We start from the raw sequence: 18,790 nt of genomic DNA on the forward strand, positions 1-18,790 counted from the left end.
TTGCTTCAGATTATTTAAACCCATGCAGCACTCATTTTTTTACTTTTGGTTTAGCCTGGTTCATCGGTCGTGAGCCCTAGCACTAGCATGGGAGACCGATGAACCGCAGGGTGTAAGCTCTGCGGTTTTGTTTTTTCTTTACCCGCTTTAACCACAATGATCGTTCGCTACAGCTGGCAATTTACATTTTTCTTTTTTGCGTCACCACCGGGTAGGTAACGCCAGCTTTGCTGTACTGACTTGCCCGGAACCTCCAGAGGTTGCGGGCTTTTTGTTTTTTGTTATTCATTTTCTCAACTCATGAAAGACGCCAAACTTGTTGCCAAAGCCCATGTTGATCACACCAGTGAAATCGAGATAGCCCCCCATATTACCGTCGGTGGCAGCGATCTATTGATTGTGGGTGGACCATGCTCCATTGAAAGCATGGCCCAGATGGAGACCATTGCCCAAGCCTTGCACACAGCTCCTGTGCAAGCGCTCCGGGGTGGCATCTATAAACCCCGGACATCCCCCTACTCTTTTCAGGGCTTAGGGGATATCGGGTTAGATATTCTCTCAGCAATCCGAAAGCGCTATGGTCTGCCCATCATTACAGAGGTCATGACAATTCAGCAGATTGAAAAACTTGCCTCCCATGCTGATGTGCTACAGGTGGGCAGTCGCAATATGCAAAATTTTGACTTGCTCAAGGCCCTCGGCGATGTCAACAAACCTATACTTTTAAAGCGAGGGCTCGCCGCTACGGTGACCGAATTTGTCATGGCGGCAGAATATATTGCCAGCCATGGGAATTCAAACATTATCCTCTGTGAGCGCGGTATTCGCAGCTTTGATAACTACACCCGCAATGTGTTGGATCTGGGTGCTGTCGTTGCCCTGAAGCAGATTACCCATCTGCCCGTACTGGTTGATCCCAGCCATGCCACTGGCAAGCGAGAATTAGTCGCTCCGCTGGCCCGAGCTGCGATCGCAGCTGGAGCTGATGGGTTAATGATCGAATGCCATCCCGATCCAGACCAGTCTGTAAGTGATGCCAGACAAACCATCAGCTTAGAAGCCATGGCTGAACTCGTGCAAAATCTGATACCTGTGGCTCAGGCCGTTGGTCGGTCAGTGAGCCAGCCAGCCAGTCAAGTTGCTCAGCACAGGCCCATAGCAACACCACAAGCAACACCACATTAAGGACCGCATTAAGGACCAGTGGAACAATGGCCAGTGTCCTGATGTCTGTAATATCTAAAACACCATCAGGATGCCAGGCGTTAAACATGGCCAACAGGATGTTCCGAGTTCTGAATTTTTTGAAGTATCGTATCTAAACGTTCGGATTAGCTGCCGATAAAGTTGTTGATTAAGTTACTGGGGGTGGGGGACTCTCGGTATTTAATATTACTAAAGTTCTTATTGTTGATATTCATCAGGTAAAAATTGAAAGCTTGAGCCATAGCTCAAGCTACATACTCTACATATACCGATGCTGATTGAAGGGATGAACCGATCTGTACCGATCTGTGCCATGCACTACTCGCCAATAGTTTGCAGATGAAACCCTACCGAGGATCAGCAACGCCTTACATATCAAGGGTCTGATTAATAGTCAGAAAGTTTTATTTGATTTTTTGGAGATGCCTGAGGTGAGACGAAAGCACTTTTTGAAGGGTATACCTGCTGTCGCCACACTCTCAGTCCTGGCAATTTTAGGTCTTAAAAGCTTTGCTGTCGATTTTGATCAATATCGAGGCTACAGTGCGCTAATTTCAGATCAGCTCGTCAATGAGGCTGACGTTCAGCTAGCGTTACAAAATATCCGCTATACCATTTCACAAAACGGGCAATCCCTGAATACAGCACTGCTTGAAGCCGAAAAAGTACAGGTTGAGCTAGCGGAGCAAATTCCTAACACACTCTCGGAGAACGACAGAAATCGTTTACTCAAGCAGCTAGACTTTAATGATGAACTGCTCGCGGAAAAACGGCAGCTCATCAAGCAGCTTGAAATACACCATGCAGAGGTGAGGACGGCCCTAGCCCAAGAATCTAATTTACTAAATGGGCTGAGCGGCAGTCTGCGTTTGGAAGTTGAGGCCCTATTAGACGACCTGTCTCTTTATGCCGTCACCAGCGATGAACAGCTGGTGACGGCTATTAATACAAAGCTCAATCGGCTGAGATCGAGACTAGGATCTGACCCTAGTACTCGAGATCAAATGACGCAGTTAGTCCAAATGGTTCTGGATAATAAGCCCGCTGCAGATCAGCTAGTTAGCCAGATATTTGATTTACCCCTAACCAACAACATTCGAGCCCTCGAAAAGCAGTTTGATGACATTCAACAAACTACCCAGAAACGAGTGTCCCTTTATCGCAACCTGGCCTATGTACTACTGTTTGCAGGCTCAGGCGTAGTTGCTTTTTGGGTAATCAATCGGCTGCGCCGGACCAGTCAGAAAACGATCAACGTTTTAGAAAGTATTACCGACGCTTTTATCGCTCTCGACCGCACCTGGGCCATTACCTATGTTAATGCTCAGGCCGCTGATATGCTTAAGCGCGATAGTTCAGAACTACTGGGGCAAGATTTTTGGAAAGTTCTACCCGAATCCCTCGGCAAACGCTTTACCGAACGCTACCGTGAAGCGGCGGCCACCAACCTGCAGGTAGTCAGCTTTGAAACCTACTATGAACCCACCGAACGCTGGCTTATGGTGCGTGGTTATCCCGGCAGCGACGGCTTATCCATTTTTTTACAAGACTTTACCGAACGCAAACAGGCTGAGAAACAGCTGCTAGAACTCAATCGCGATCTCGATAACCGGGTTAAAGATCGCACAGCCCAACTGGCCAGTGCCATGGAAGAAGCCGAAACAGCACGGGTCAAAGCTGAAGATGCCAACCGTTCCAAAAGTGAGTTTTTGGCCAACATGAGCCATGAACTACGCACCCCCCTCAATGCCATTATCGGCTATAGCGAAATGCTGGAAGAGGACGTTGCTAGCATCGGTGAAGATGATTTTGTTCCTGATCTACAAAAAATTCAAGGAGCAGGCAAACATCTTTTAGGGCTCATCAATTCGGTGCTGGACTTGTCCAAGATCGAAGCAGGGCGTATGGAGCTTTTCCTAGAAGATATCTGTGTTAAAACCATCATGGTTGAAATCATCAATACCATTCAGCCCTTAGCGCAGAAAAATGGTAATCAGCTGGCTGTCTCGTGTCCTGACGATATTGGCATGCTCCATGCCGACCAAGTTAAACTGCGGCAAAGTTTGATCAATCTACTGAGTAATGCCTGTAAGTTTACCGAACATGGCACCATTACCCTGGCTGTCCAGCCAGCGACAACCACCAACCACCAGGACAATGAGGACAGCTGGCTACAGTTTACAGTCACAGACACGGGTATTGGCATGACAGCAGAGCAGATGGGGAAAATTTTTCAAGCCTTTACCCAAGCAGATACATCGACTACCCGAAAGTATGGAGGCACTGGCTTAGGTCTCACCATTACAAAACAGTTTATCTCCATGATGGGAGGAGACGTCACAGTCAATAGCACCTATGGTCAAGGCACAACCTTTACGTTAACCCTGCCCCAAACTGTCCAGGTAGACAGGCCGTCGGAGGAAACATTCTTTGCACCACCTGTGAGATTGATTGAGAAAGAGGCAATTTCCACCATTCAGGAACTATCTGGTAAATCTTCTAAAAAGAGTATCTTAGTTATTGATGACGATGTGGATGCTCGTGAGAGTTTACAAAGCTGGTTGACAGATGCTGGCTACAATGTGGTGTGTGCCATTGATGGACAGCAAGGCCTTGCCCTGGCTAATGAGCTTCTTCCTGACGCGATCATTCTAGATATGAGGCTACCTCAGCAGGATGGATTATCCGTTTTAGAAGAATTGAAGGCAATGCCAACGTTGTCCCAAGTGCCTTTTATTCTGCTGTCTATAACCGAGGAGCATGCCCATATCGAACAACTTTCAGCGGTTGATTATCTACCTAAACCATTGGACCATATACGTCTGCTCGATACCTTAAGCACCCATCTACCTGAACGGACATGTCCTAGAATTTTGGTCGTTGAAGACGATTTTAATGCTAGGGAAATTATGGGACGTTTTTTACAGCAGTATGATTGGACAGTTGTACTCGCAACTAATGGCCAGCAAGCGATTGAATATCTCGGTGATACCCTACCGGACCTGATCGTATTGGATTTAATGATGCCTGGCATGGATGGCTTTGAATTTGTTCAGGTTTTACGTCAAACACCAGTCTGGAGCAACATTCCTGTAATTGTTGTAACGGCTAAGACCTTGACAGCCAAAGACCAGAAACGTTTAGAAGGTGTGGTGCGCGTGTATCAAAAAGCTGACTTCAATCGCCAGGATCTGCTGAGTGAGGTACGGGCATTAATTTTTAACGAAGTCGATAGCACGCCCATTGCCAGCTAATAACGGCATAGTGGCCAGCCTCTCAGTGACACTACTATCAGAGGTAAATGAAAGAGGTAAATGATATGCTGATGTCCTTAACTGTAGACACGTATTTTCCGGAACTAATTACCATTTGGGAGCATCAGTATAAAGAAGCTTTGCTATTGCTGAAATTTAGCCGTGGCAAAATTAAGTCGGTACTATTTATTGAACTTCATAAGATGTTTGAGGGGTATCGGCATAATTATTAATATCTTGATACCTCATACAGCATTAGCCAAGAGGTTAACTCTATTATTTGTACGGGAAAAATAGGACTTCAGTGTATTGATCAATATGGCTCTACCACATTATTCATATGTTTAATCATCGAAGGTTTGACGGTTGCCTGCTCAGACTATCTCTATTTTTATAGTGTGAATTTATAAAACCGGCTAGTGAAGCACATTAGTCGGTTATTGAAACAGTTAGATCCTTTTTATCTATATAAATGTGTTTCCAACAGCTTATTACAAGAGCTAATGACCACTCTGCTTATATAGATAAAAAAATTAGGAGGTTTTTCTAGTGAATCGAAGTTCTCTATTTCAGGGAGCAGGTGTAGCCGTAACGTTTCTACTCCTTGCGTTTTTAGGGCTTAAAGGAAAGTCAGTTAATGTTAGCCAGTATCAAACCTATGCAGATTTAATTGGTAGCCAGATTGAAAGTGACACAGAAGTAGAGCTAGCTCTGCTCAAAGAGCGCTATACCCTCTTGAGAAATGATGAGCCGCTGGAAGAAGCCCTGGCTGAAGAACTATCTATTCAAGAAGATCTGGCGGAAGAAGTTCCTAGTTTTGTTGCCGAAGACGGTCGGGTAAAATTACAAAAACTCATTAGCCGTGATGCCGAACTTTTGAAAGAAAAAACTGAACTGATCAATCAGTTTCAGACTACCAATGCAGCATTACAAAATGCCTTGGTTCAACTTCCAAGTCTGGTCAATCAAGTTAAAAATACCAATGATGCTGATCTTGAAAGACTCATAGACGATGTATTGATATACATCATGGCTACCGATGAGCAGTTGGTGACCACGATTGAGGAGGAATTGGATACGGTTAAGGCCAAGCTGGATGCGGGTGAGTTTTCTAGTGCCGAAGACGTAGCTCAGGTAGTACAGCTGTCTCAAACAGTACTGGACAATAAGCCATCTGCTGATGCTCTCGTAGATCAAGTGGTAAATTTACCGCTGACCACAAATATTCGGGAGTTGGAGAAGGCCTACGACCAAACCAGCCGCCTGGCATTTAGACAAGCAGCTATATATCGAAACGCGGCCTACTTAATCGCACTAATGCTGATTGGAATCGTTTCCTACAGGCTGGTTGCTCGTCTACGGCAATCTACACAGCGCACGGCTAGCGTATTAGAAAACATTACTGATGCCTTTGTGGCTGTTGATCGCAGCTGGAAAGTTACCTATGTCAATGCCCAAGCTGCTGAGGTGCTTAAACGGAGCATTCAAGGTCTTTTGGAACAAGATTTCTGGAGAATTTTCCCAGAATCTCTAGGGCCACGCTATGAGCAACAATATCGCCGTGCCATGGCTGAGCAAACGGTTGTCAGTTTTGAAACCTACTATGCACCCACCCAACGCTGGTTGCAGGTAAGGGGCTACCCTGGTCGTGATGGACTCTCACTGTTTTTACAGGATGTAACAGAACGAAAACAGGCTGAAGAACAGCTTATGGAGCTCAATCGCGACTTGGATGGCCGTGTGCAAGATCGCACCACTAAGCTGATGCAGGCTATGGAAGAGGCAGAAGAGGCACGGGTCAAGGCCGAAGATGCCAACCGCTCTAAGAGTGAGTTTCTCGCTAACATGAGTCATGAGCTACGGACACCCCTCAATGCCATTATCGGCTACAGCGAAATGTTGGAAGAGGAAGCCGCCGATGCTGAGGAAGAGGATTTTATTCCCGACCTCCAGAAGATTCAAGGCGCTGGTAAGCACCTGCTAGGGTTAATTAATTCGGTACTAGATCTGTCTAAGATCGAAGCAGGTCGAATGGAGCTGTTCCTAGAAGAATTTTCCATCAGGAAATTAGTAGAAGAAATTGCTGGCACGATTACTCCAGTTGCCCATAAAAATGACAATCATCTGTCCATTTTCTGTCCGGATGATTTGGGTAATCTTCACGCAGATCAAACAAAGTTACGGCAAAGCCTGTTTAACTTACTGAGTAACGCCTGCAAGTTTACTGAGAGTGGCAATATTACCCTGACGGTTGAGCAAATCTCTACGCCGGATACTTCTATATATGATGGACCCTGGCTACGTTTTATCGTTAGCGACACGGGGATCGGTATGAAGAACGATCAGATCGAAAAGATTTTTGATGCATTTACCCAAGCAGATGCATCTACCACACGTAAATATGGGGGTACAGGTCTAGGTCTGGCAATTACAAAACAGTTTATCAATATGATGGGGGGTGACATTCATGTAGAAAGTATCCCTGGGCAAGGAACTACATTTTCACTCACAATCCCACAAAAGGTACAGACAGCCAAGCCAAAGGGTAAAACATTTTTTGCCCACCCTTCTCTATCTTCTGATGGAGAGCCATTTACGCCCAGTAACGCGTTCACTAATCAGAGCTCAGAACAAACAATTTTAGTGATCGACGATGATCCCGATGCCCGCGAGATTTTGCGTCGTTCCCTGGAGGAAGCTGATTACAACGTGGTCTGTGCAGCCAATGGGGAGCAGGGACTAGCGTTAGCAGGTGAATTACTCCCGGATGCGATTACGCTGGATGTGATGATGCCGCAAATGGATGGGTGGTCTGTGCTAAGACAGCTCAAAGAAATGCCCGCTGTTTCTGAAATTCCGGTCATTTTGTTGTCGATAGTAGATGATCGTCCCATGGGTCATAGTTTAGGAGCGGCTGACTATCTGACTAAGCCTATTGATCGCAAACGATTGCTAAGTGTTTTAGAAACTCATCTCTCGAATAAAGAATCTCCTACTATTTTGGTGGTGGAAGATGATGTCAATGCGCGGGAGATTATGGGACGTTTTTTACAACGTCAAGATTGGACCGTTGAGTTGGCGTCTAACGGACGTGAGGCACTAGAGTATCTCGATGAGACCAGACCTGATCTGGTTGTGCTGGATTTAATGATGCCTGAAATGGATGGGTTTGAGTTTATCCAGGTGCTACGACAAAATCCTGATTGGCAGGATATCCCTGTGATTGTAGTAACGGCAAAAGCGCTGACGTTTAGCGATCAGCAGCAGTTAGAAGGGGTGGCTCGGGTGTATCAAAAAGCCGATCTCAATCGTCAAGAGCTGCTAAGTGAGCTTCAGGCGATGGTATCGGCCAAAGCAGTCTCGATGCCTAATACAACAGATTCAGTTTCTAGCACTGATACGGTGTCTAGTACATCTGATTAACCCGGTAGTAATTGTAGGCTGAGGTTAATAAAGGGGATTATGGCAAAAATCTTATTAGTTGAAGATAACGAACTCAATCGGGATATGTTAAGTCGACGCCTTCGTCGTCGTGGATACGATCTGGCGATTGCCGTGGACGGTGCTGAGGCGATTGCGATCGCATCTGCCCAGCCATTTGATCTTATTCTTATGGATATGAGCTTACCGGTGATGGACGGTTGGGAAGCCACACGGCGACTAAAAGCCCAGTCCCACACCCAGCATATTCCCATTATTGCACTGACCGCCCATGCCATGCGTGGCGATCGCGATCAGGCATTGTCCGCAGGCTGCGATGACTATGACACCAAGCCCATCGATTTAAAACGATTGCTAGGCAAAATAAAAGCATTCTTGTCAGCGGAGCAGTTGGCGACAGCCTCAGATGGCCCCAAAGTACGGGCTGTTGCAGAAACAACCGCTGCCCCCGTTATTCCCATTACGCCGGTCACTCCGATTACTGCGCCAGCCGCCTCGCTCACTCCGATTACTCCGAGTGAGTCAGTATCTCCCATCACACCTGTTCCCCCAACACCGCCAGCAGCAGTAACCCCCATTGTCCCCGTCATTCCCATTGAGTCAGAAACCTCAGTAACGCCGACAGTAACGCCGACAGTGACGCCAACGACCACTGTGTCTTCCAACGAAGTTACGGATGCTGCCCCCCCTGCCATTGACAAGCCTGGACATAACTTTAATGGTTTGCCAATTCTGGTGGTGGACGATAACGAAGATAATCGCGACATGCTCAGTCGTCGTCTCACTCGCCGTGGCTACCAAGCCGTAGTAGTGGACAGTGGTGAATCGGCCTTAGACTACATTCAAAACCATCACAATATAGGTCTAGTACTACTAGATATCATGATGCCGGGAATTGACGGCATCGAGACATTAAAGCGTATCCGTCAAACCTATTCTCGTAATCAGCTACCGGTGTTGATGGTGACCGCCAAGGCACAAAGTGACGATATGGTCAGAGCCTTTGAACTAGGGGCTAATGACTATATTACTAAACCGATTGATTTTGCAGTTACCCTGGCTCGGGTCGAAACCCAGCTTTCTATCGTCAAAGCAACGATGGAACCACGGACAGAACCGGCTAAAACCGAGCGTCGTCCCCAGTCTTCTGAGTCCGCCCAGGGAAATCAGTCGGCTAAATCGCCAGGAGGACAGTCGGCTGCCAATATGACATTGGTACCTAAAACGGCCTTCTCCCGATTTGCAGCAGAGCGTTATCAGGTTCAATATTTTCTGCGACAAGAGCCCTTAGGGCCGATATCGATTGCCCTTGATAAGCACACAGACTCTCTGGTATTGCTGCAAACGCTCAAGGCTTACTCCCAGGACACCGCTGAGCTTTTAAAGCGGGTGATGGAAAAAGAAACCGAAAAGTTTCAGCCTTTGCGTTCCCTTTTTCCCAGGTATACCTATGGTCAGGTAGACAACACGTTTTATATTGTGCACGGTCTAGGAGAAACGTTTAATCAAGACCAGTTATTACAAGCGAAATTGCAGACACCTTGGCCGTTAGAGTCAGTTCTGTTGCTGATGGATCGGTTATTGGAACAAGTGGGTATCTTTCATCGACATAGCCAGGTCCATGCTGGCCTGCGAGATGACTGCTTTATCCAAACAAATGGCTGGGAAACAGCGGGACAGTCCCTGGTGCTTGTCGATAGTGGTCTAGGCAAACGAGTTATGATTGGTGTCAGTCAGCAATCTGCTGAATATCGCAAACAGCTGCTGATGCAGCGGGACTACCAACCTTTAGAACAGCGCATTGGCCGTCCAGGGCTGAGCAGCGATGTATATGCCCTGGGTTTAATTGGCCTGCAGGCACTGACGGGTAAATCCATCGATCAGCTGACGATGCCTAGCGTGAGTGGCGATCTTCAGTGGCGTCAGTTTGCGTCAGTGCCAGACCCGATCGCAGATTGGTTTGATCAGCTGACTCACCAAAGCCAAAATAAGCGTTTTGTTCATGCCATGGCCGCGCGCAAGGCGTTGAGCCCTCAATTACAAACCTATTTGGCTGAACCGGGTTAGCACTCACAGACCGTTGCCAATCAAGACAAACGGTGCCCAATAATAGGGTTCGTCTTGACCATTGGCAATTAGCTGTTGCTGGGCCTTTTGCAGAGCTTGCACTTTGGTGGCACCAGCCGCAAGCTCAGTGTAAAACAGTTCCATTAGCTGGGATGTGGAACGATCGTCCACCCACCAGAGGGATGCCAGTGCGGCCCGAGCATCTGTACGCTGTACTTGAAAGCCCATGCCGAGAATTTCTAACCCATCTTCAATATGACTGATGCCCGTTTGGCAGGCACTCAGCACCACTAGATCCACATTGGGTAGCGATAAATTTCTCAGTTCTTTTAGAGTAATCGTATCGCCATCTCCCAGCAAGATAAATGAATCTTCTGGCTGGCCTGGGACAAAGGCGGCGTGGGTAGCCAAATGGATAATATTTTGTCCTTGAAACTGAGTTTCTAGGTTATCGCGGCTAAAGTCTGCGTTTAATAAAACCTGGGTAGATGGTAGCTTTCTCTGAAGAAAAGACACTTCATGGCCCGCATAGGTGAGACCATAAAAATTTGTGACTCTCTGGTTAATCTGTTTTTCAAATGTTTGATTGGCATCAGCAAATGCTCCAGCTAGAACATTAAAGGGACGGCTAGGGGGCTGGGTGAGATCGCCAAAATCGCTAGCTGTAAGATTATGGGATGTGTATTGCTCAGCTAGCCACTGGTTTTCAGGTTGATCATATAAAACCGAGAGCGGAATGTAGTGAAGGACGCTATCGGGAATATAGATAATATTTTGAATCTTTAATCGGTTTAAATCTGCCTGAAAAGGAGTAATCAGCGATTTGTAAAGAGAGCCAGCGGTAGCTTTAACATCACTGCTGGGGTCTGCTAGCTGATGGCGCAGATGACTAACCTGTTCTGTGAGCTGATGTTTGGTGATTTGGGTTGTTTGGTGAATGGGTGGCCCGTCTGGGGGTACCAGCAGTAGTTCTAAACGATCTTCTAGAACGAGGGGATAAAGAACGACTGATTTGTGAGGTAATGTTTGTAGCTTCTGCTGGAGTTGCTGCAAGGGTTCCGGTTGGAGGAGGGTCGGGTCTGATGAGTCTAGCGTTGCTAGAGCGGCGGCTACATCGGGATGGGCTAAAAATGCTTCCAGGCTCAAGACGGGATCAGTGTCTGACGGACTTTCTAGCAATAGTGCTTGATGCTGTTCCAGCAGTAACCGCTCAGGAGGGAGATAGGGCAGCTTTTCGTCAACCTGTGGTTGTTCTGCTCGAACATCGTGGAGATAGTCTTCTAATTCTTGAATTTTGAGCAGGTCTAGTACTTGCTGCGCTTCAAAAACACGCTCTTGTTCTAAAAGGAGAGCAGCAAGCTCCCGGTAACTATCGGCAACGGTTTCGGTATAGCGCTGTTGGGTTTCTAGGGGAAGCGATCTCAAGTTATCGCGGACTTGCTCGATGTCGTTAATGGCCTGTTTGTAGAGTGCGATCGCAGCTGTCTTTTGTTCAGCGGCTACCAGCATCTTTGCAATGTTGAGTAAACTAATCAGCTGACGATATGGGTGATTACTTCGATTGGCCAGACGCAATGACTGGTGATAAAACGTCCAAGCATTTGAGTAATCGTCAGAGATAGCATAAGCCTGGCCTAAGCTATCTAACAAATCAATATGCTCAGGAATATTGGCAGGTACGTCTGAGAGTAACTCTAATCCATACTTTAAATTTTTGATTGCAGCATCAATATTATCGACCTGAGTATAAAGATGACCAATATTGTTTAGCGTACGGCTGAGGCTAAGGACATCGTTAGAAAATTGTTGTCCATGTTCTAGGGCTGTTTGGTAAAAATCTAATGCTGTTTCATAGCGTTTCTGCAAAAAGGCAACCCAGCCAAGGGTGTGGTATATATCTTCGATAGCCTGATAATCATCAGTATGTTGACCAACCTTTAGACTTGAGTACAACGTTTCATTGGCTTCTTCATAGTAGCCGAGCCGAGCTTGTATGATAGCCGTAGAGGTTAATGAGAATAGCCGATACTGTGAGCATTCTAGATGTTCAAAAATATCAGCAGCGATCCTGTAATTATCGGCAGCCTCTGCAAAATTGCCAAGGTCTTCTTGAATTTGGCCTAAATTATGAGTGGCTAGACCCAATTCCAATGACATTTGTTCAGAGACGGTTAATCTCTCAATTATTTGTTGAAGCAAGGGAATAGCCCTATCAGTACTGCCTAAGCGATCAAGCGCATAGGCTAGTCCCAGCGATAATTGGTTCTTGAGTATAGTGTGCTGTTCAAGGTTTTCTAAATCAGCAAGAACAGACTGATACTGTTCGATAGCAAGATCAAATTCATCGACGGCTAAATAATCCCTAGCAGCATTGAATCTAGTTTCAACATTATCTGGAATATTTTCTGGTGGAACAGGTTTGCAGGCAGGTATTTCCTGTGCAGCAACCGGTCTACTGCACAGGAAAGCTAGAAAGGATGATGCTAAACCCAATACATATAAAGCCCTGATTCTCATCGCCTAAGTAGCCTCTAGCAATCATCCAAATCTTACTTTAGAGGATTGCTATCGGAGCTTTGGATAGAGCGACTGTCCACCAATCATGGTTATATTGGTTTAATAGGTTTCCTACGTGGATTAGATGTTGTTGGAACCATCGCAACAGGTTTTGAATATCCTTGGGCACTTAGATAGCTGCGGGCAATTATCAAAACACTCAAAGAAGTGGTGTTTATCAAATGTTGACGAATTTGAGTGGCCCTATTGACTGGAGCCCCTACTTCAAATGGGACAATTACGTTTCCGTTACTAGCGTATGTCTCTAAAGCCTGACTTTTCTCAAGTGTACGAGTCACCTTCGATGCTCCCTATACAAAATAATGTTGTCTAATGCACAAGCGCTGCATGCTGGGCTATATGCCTAACATTCTGGCGAATGGAGCAATGACCGTCGTGCCCCCAGCGGGTACTGTTTGCATCAATTCCAGAAATATATATTTTTGTAAATCGTTCCGGATGAATGCAGAATTCTTAGCCTTTACCCTGATGGGTTACTAACCGTATAAATTTATATAGGTAGGAAGACGCTAATGCGGATAATTCTCAGACGGAGTAACCCAGAGCTATCCATGAATCACTCCCCAGATGAATTACGTCGGTTGGCTTGTGAGGCCTGTCGTTACTGTCTCGGCAGTGTAGAACGACAGCGATACCTCACCCGGTTGATTCGCCTGGTAAAGCCACGTCTTTGGCAAGATAGCAGTCCCTACTATCAGGATGCCTTACAACAAACCTGGATTTATCTGTGCCAAAACCTGTGTGAAGGAAAAACAGCCAAACCCTACAACCCCGAAATTGCCAATGTTTCAACGTGGCTTAACGCCTACCTAAAATTTCGTCTGTTGGATTTTGCTAAGGCGGCTCAGATCGACCGTAAGCGCCATGTCTCTGCCTATAACGATGAAGGGGGCACTACAGATGTTGTTGAGACCCTCGCTGCTAAACCAGAAATTCCTCCTATTCTGGAGCGAGTTCAGGATTGGTTAGACCAAAATGCCAGCGAGCTGCGCCAAATTCATATTGCCAAATATCCGGAAATTAACTGTTATGAGATGATTCTCAGGCGACTACCGCCGGAAACCCCCTGGCAGGTACTCGAAACAGAATTTGGGATTTCCTATAAAACTCTCGAAAGTTTCTATCGCCGTCAATGTAAGCCTCGTTTACGAGAGTTTGGTCGGACCGAGGGCCATTTATATTCTTAATCCCTGTCTCTTTTTAGTTCAACAACTGTCACAGCACTCTGGAGAATTTTGCGATGAATTATGCACAACAGGATACCCATTCAGCCAGGCTTATTTGGCCCATTACACACCAGGGAAAATCTATCGCCCAGCAGTTTTCCCGCGATCATGCTCAGCCTGATGTGGTTGAACGGGTGAGACGTAATACATTGGCGGTATGGGTCATCCATGAGTTTTTAGAGGCCCTGGGAATCTCCACCGATCTGTCCACCAGCGATAGTTGGAATCCGGCGATGCAGCTGATGGAGGATGTGGCTGATTTGGTGGTGCCTGGGGTGGGGCGCTTAGAATGCCGTCCTGTTGCTGCAGAGACTGAGGGATATCTGTTGCCAAGGGAGGTATTGGCAGAACGAATTGGGTATGTGGTGGTGGAATTAGACGAAGTGGCTGGGGAGGCATCTCTTTTGGGGTTTGTCTCTGAGGTGCGTCCAGCTCAACCTCAGCTCAGGTGGGAGCAGCTGCAGCCCATGGACGAGTTCCCCGATCATTTGCATCAGCTCCGTCAGGGAACATCAAAACCGCAAACGTCTTCGCTGACGCAGCTGAGTCAATGGTTAGAGGGCCAGTTTGAAAGTGGCTGGCGGTCTGCCGAGGAGCTACTGGCACAGCATGTGTGGACACCGGCTTTCAGACAGGGAGGCCAGTCTGTACAGCGGGAAGCCCCTCTGGCTATAAAACGAGCCAAGCAATTGGATCTAGGGCTTAAACTAGGGGCGGAGCAGGTCGCCCTAGTGCTTGAGGTGGGTGAAGAAAATGAATCGGTTGTCAAGGTCGGTGTGAGGCTTTATCCCTTAGGGGGATTGATGTATTTACCGGAGGGTCTGGCGGTAGCGATTTTGGATGAGGCAGGTACTGTTTGTTTGACAGCCCAGGCCCGCAGTGTCGATAACTATCTGCAGCTTTATTTTCGAGGTCGATCTGGGGAACCCTTTACAGCCCAAGTTACCTTAGATGAGGTGCACATTGTGGAGCACTTTGTGATTTGATGCAGGGTGCCATGGACGCAAAATTGAGGATGGGCAAACTTGTGGTCCTTAAGCTGGGGCCAGGAAGCTTCCAACAGGGGTTTTCGGTGGTTTTGCAGCTGGGCTGGGAGGGGGAGCGACCCGCATTAGAACTACCGGGGGAGCTGCCACCAGCCCCAGACTTGCCGGGGCTTTATCAGCAGTGGCAGGCGGCGTATCGCCAAATGCGGGTGCCCAGTCGTTTAGAAGCTCAGGCCCAGGTTACCAATGTGTCTTGGGTGAGCGACTGCCGGGAAAGTGCCGACATGCTTTGCGATCGCATCAATCACTGGCTCGCGCAGCCTTCGTTCCAACCCATCTACAGCAAACTGTTAGAGCAGCTGAGCCCCACTGAAACTATCCGGGTCGTACTCCAAACCCAAGACCCGATTTTACAACGGCTGCCCTGGCATCAATGGGACTTTTTTCAACGCTATCCTCAGGCTGAACTGGCTCTGAGTGCCCCTGTTTATGAGCAGGTCAAGGCTCCAGAAACCCTGAGTAAAACGGTCAGGATTCTGGCTATTTTTGGCGATGCTACGGGTGTGGATTTAGAGACCGATCGGCGACTGCTGCAAACGCTCCCCGGTGTCGAGCTACATCTACTCACCACCCCGGACCGGGCAACGCTCAATCACTATTTATGGGAACAGCAGGGCTGGGATATCTTATTTTTTGCTGGCCACAGCAGCAGCGCTGGCGCCACTGGACGCATGAGATTAAACGCCCAGGACAGTTTGAGCCTTTCTGAGTTGAAATATGCGCTGACCAAAGCGGTAAAGAGAGGTCTTGCGATCGCAATTTTTAATTCCTGCGATGGTCTAGGGTTAGCCCAGGAACTGGCCGACTTACATATCCCTCAAATTTTGGTGATGCGAGAACCGGTGCCAGACCGAGTGGCCCATGAATTTCTCAAGGGATTTCTGGAAAGTTTTTCCCGTTACACACCCCTATACCTGTCGGTGCGCGAAGCCCGTGAACGGTTGCAGGGTCTAGAAAATGAATTTCCCTGCGCTACCTGGTTGCCTATCCTCTGTCAAAACCTGGCTCAGCAGCCCCCCAGTTGGCAGAGTTTGCAAGGGCGGTCATTACAGGCAACCCCAAAGCATCAGCCCTGGGTTGGGGGTGCGTTAGGCGTTGCGATCGCAGCAACCACCCTGGGATTACGCCTGCTGGGTGGTCTACAATCTCTCGAACTAGCCACCTACGATCGATTTTTGCGCTGGTGGCCTTTTTTTGAGTCTCCCGATTCTCGGATTGTTGTCATCAAAAACACCGAAGACGACATTAAACAACAAGGTCTGGATAAAACCTCAGCGTTTTCCATGACAGATGACACTCTATTGGCTGTTTTAAAAAAGCTAGAACCGTTACAGCCCAAAGTAATTGGCTTCGATATCTACCACGACCGTGAGATTGATTCAGACTTACCCGAACTACGAGAGCGATTAGAGACCACACCTCATTTTGTCGCCCTCTGTAAACATCCATCGGACTCAGCAGAAATGGGCGGGGTGGCAGCTATTCCTGACGTAGATTTTAGCAATCGCTTAGGCTTTAGCGACTTTATCGACGATACCGATAGCACGGCCCGGCGGTTTCTGGTGGCCATCCATCGACCACCAGACTCACTTTGCCATACCAACCATAGTTTTGCCGCGATCATCGCTGGTCAATATTTGAATCTAATTGAGGCCAACGACAGTTTAACCGATGTATTTTGGCAAAACGACCAAGACCAATTTCAGCTGGCTCAGGTGAAGTTTCCTCAGTTAAATCCCCGTTCTGGCGGGTATAAGCTAAACGACTTTGGTGGTTACCAGCTACTGCTGCACTATCGACATTTGCCCCAGGTGGAAGACATTGCCGAGACTTACACCGTGTCTGAGTTACTCAGAGGTGATTTTGAGGGAGAGAAAATTCGAGATCGCATCATCCTGATCGGTACTACCGCCCTCTCCTTTGGCGGTGGCGACATTGAGGAACGCGACTTTTGGAAAACTCCCTACACCACCAGTGAACGTCTAGAAGATATGACACCAGGGGTGTTTATCCAGGCCCATATTGTTAGCCAACTGATCAGCGCTGTAGAAGATGGACGGCCCTCAATCACCACCTGGAATGAATGGATAGAAAGCGGCTGGATTATCCTTTGGGCTGCCATCGGTGGCGGGCTGGGCTGGTATTTAACGGATACCCGTTTCTGGTTGACGCTGCTGTCAGCCGAGGTGGGATTGTTGCTTATCAGCTGGAGCTTACTAGCTGTCCCCGCCCTCTGGGTGCCCTATGTTCCTGCAGTCGTCACATTTACAGCTACAGCCATTGCGGTGAGTCGATACAGGTATAAGTAATGAAGTGCATTTACGTTCTGGCGGCGTTAGTGGGGGGGCTAAGTTTAAGCTCACCCACCAGCGCTCATATAGTTTCTACTGAGTTGATACAACCCCAGCGCATCTCTGGGATGCCTGAGGATCTGGGCTACCCCAGGGATGGTACCCGGCGCGGCGGTGGCAGTCGGGGTGGGGTGTGCGATTTACCGCCGGAGGTGCCACCATTGACGGCGTTGATGCCAGACCCATCAGCCTGGACAACGCCTGGGGCAAATAACGAGGTGGTGGCTCCAGCGACCGTTTTGAGCTTTACAAACCGTCCTACCCCTGACCTATGGTTTTATCTACCCTACAGTTTGGTAGAAACAAGTCGGGTCACGTTTACCTTAAAAGACGCTGCGGGAGATACGCTCAAACGGGCGCGCTTAGATACGACCCAGACATATCCCACAGCACCTAGCATCATCAGGGTTTCACTTATGGAGTTGGGGCTGCCCCTGTCCCCGGCCACAGACTACCACTGGTATCTGACGGTGGGCTGTGAAGGAGGCCCGCCCGTTGTAGTAGACGGCTGGGTTCGCTACCAGCCTGGGGAGGATAACGATTCGCAATCTGACAACGTCCGTTTTTTGGTCGATCGTCTGTCTCTACTGGCGGAGACCCGATGGCTGCAGCCAGACCATGCCGCTGCTCAAGCAGACTGGCAAGAACTCTTGGAATCAGTCGGGTTGGAGGATACCGCTGAGGCTCCCCTGATGGATTGCTGCAGTTTTATTGAACAAGTTCAGAACTAATGCAGAATTTATGATGGGAGTCCTGATAGCTATTTAGAACACGGGATGCCGTTGCTGATTTCAACTCAGCAACGGCCCTTAGATATAACCTTTTCCATCCCTGAGCCCACAGCTTTTCTGATCCAGAAAGCCCAGGGTTTCCGCCGGTTTTGGATTGATATCTGCCTGAGTTCTGGTTGATTGAGTTTGGGATGCCCACCATGAATAGCTCTTTTAATTCTCAGCCATTTGAAAATGAGTCTGTGATTAGCTCTCTTTTAAAAACAGCCCTTGATAACCTGGTAGACGGTCTTTTAATTGTGGCGGCCAATGGCCGCATACTACAGGCAAATGCTATGGCGACTCGCGTTTGTCATTCGTTGACCCCTAGGCCCACTGACCGGGCTCAAGTGCCCACTGTCCTATGGCGGTTATGTCATCCAATTTTTAAGAATATTGCTAATGGAATTGAAACCCATCTGGGATTAGAAATAGACATTGCCACTGACCAACACCAGCCGATTCGGGTGCGGATTCAGCCCTTAAACCTCAAGGTACAGCAGGAGGATTGTCTCATGCTGATTTTAGAAGATCGTCAGCAGGCCCATCGACGACGGGCGATGGCCGATGGCAATCGCTATGGCTTAACGCCCCGCGAAGTGGATGTGTGGGAACTGCGACTACAGCAACAGTCCTATGAGACCATTGCCAAGACCTTGTTTATTACGGAAAATACCGTCAAAAAGCATGTCAAAAGTATCTTGGCAAAACGACGAGCCTATGGGGATGATCGGGGTGCGATCGCAGGCTAAAGCCAACGAAAAAACGACTCCAGCTCACACAGGCCAATATAAAAAGTCAATCTAAAAACAGATAGGAGACAAAAACAACGTTAGTTTCTGTCTCCTACTC

General features: G+C 47.8%; 10 protein-coding genes. 9 read left to right on the forward strand and 1 reads right to left on the reverse strand.

Annotation, left to right across the window (positions count from 1 at the left end):
- Window positions 1–300: 300 nt before the first annotated feature.
- The 4 genes from aroF (at window position 301) to IQ260_RS04120 (ending at window position 9,968) form a co-directional block, all read left to right on the forward strand.
- Entirely contained in the window at window positions 301–1,185 is an 885-nt protein-coding gene (aroF, locus tag IQ260_RS04105; RefSeq protein ID WP_193991123.1) for a 3-deoxy-7-phosphoheptulonate synthase, read from the forward strand.
- Window positions 1,186–1,628: 443 nt separating this feature from the next.
- Entirely contained in the window at window positions 1,629–4,460 is a 2,832-nt protein-coding gene (locus IQ260_RS04110) for a hybrid sensor histidine kinase/response regulator (protein ID WP_228015528.1), read from the forward strand.
- A 549-nt stretch (window positions 4,461–5,009) separates the two neighbouring features.
- A complete protein-coding gene (locus IQ260_RS31620) occupies window positions 5,010–7,883 on the forward strand; it encodes a response regulator (protein WP_193991127.1) in 2,874 nt (957 codons plus the stop codon).
- Window positions 7,884–7,922: 39 nt separating this feature from the next.
- Window positions 7,923–9,968, forward strand: coding sequence for a response regulator (locus IQ260_RS04120; RefSeq protein WP_193991129.1), 2,046 nt, complete (start codon window positions 7,923–7,925; stop codon window positions 9,966–9,968).
- A gap of 3 nt (window positions 9,969–9,971) precedes the next feature.
- Here IQ260_RS04120 and IQ260_RS04125 read toward each other — a convergent pair whose 3' ends face one another.
- Window positions 9,972–12,485, reverse strand: a complete 2,514-nt coding sequence (locus IQ260_RS04125; protein ID WP_193991131.1) for a CHAT domain-containing protein — start codon at window positions 12,483–12,485, stop codon at window positions 9,972–9,974.
- A 611-nt stretch (window positions 12,486–13,096) separates the two neighbouring features.
- On the opposite strand from IQ260_RS04125, the gene IQ260_RS04130 reads away from it, so the two are divergent.
- The 5 genes from IQ260_RS04130 (at window position 13,097) to IQ260_RS04150 (ending at window position 18,690) form a co-directional block, all read left to right on the forward strand.
- Complete coding sequence (locus tag IQ260_RS04130) at window positions 13,097–13,732, forward strand: sigma-70 family RNA polymerase sigma factor (RefSeq protein WP_193991133.1); 636 nt, start codon at window positions 13,097–13,099, stop codon at window positions 13,730–13,732.
- A gap of 53 nt (window positions 13,733–13,785) precedes the next feature.
- Entirely contained in the window at window positions 13,786–14,757 is a 972-nt protein-coding gene (locus IQ260_RS04135; RefSeq protein ID WP_193991135.1) for a DUF1822 family protein, read from the forward strand.
- 11 nt (window positions 14,758–14,768) lie between these two features.
- Window positions 14,769–17,126, forward strand: coding sequence for a CHASE2 domain-containing protein (locus IQ260_RS04140; protein WP_228015529.1), 2,358 nt, complete (start codon window positions 14,769–14,771; stop codon window positions 17,124–17,126).
- A complete protein-coding gene (locus tag IQ260_RS04145; RefSeq protein WP_193991140.1) occupies window positions 17,126–17,899 on the forward strand; it encodes a DUF928 domain-containing protein in 774 nt (257 codons plus the stop codon). The genes IQ260_RS04140 and IQ260_RS04145 overlap by 1 nt, the downstream gene beginning before the upstream one ends.
- Window positions 17,900–18,099: 200 nt before the next feature.
- On the forward strand, window positions 18,100–18,690 hold the full coding sequence (locus tag IQ260_RS04150) for a helix-turn-helix transcriptional regulator (RefSeq protein ID WP_193991141.1): 591 nt from the start codon (window positions 18,100–18,102) through the stop codon (window positions 18,688–18,690).
- The last annotated feature ends 100 nt before the right edge of the window (window positions 18,691–18,790 follow it).

The organism is Leptolyngbya cf. ectocarpi LEGE 11479, from assembly GCF_015207065.1.
Taxonomy (GTDB): domain Bacteria; phylum Cyanobacteriota; class Cyanobacteriia; order Phormidesmidales; family Phormidesmidaceae; genus Leptothoe; species Leptothoe ectocarpi.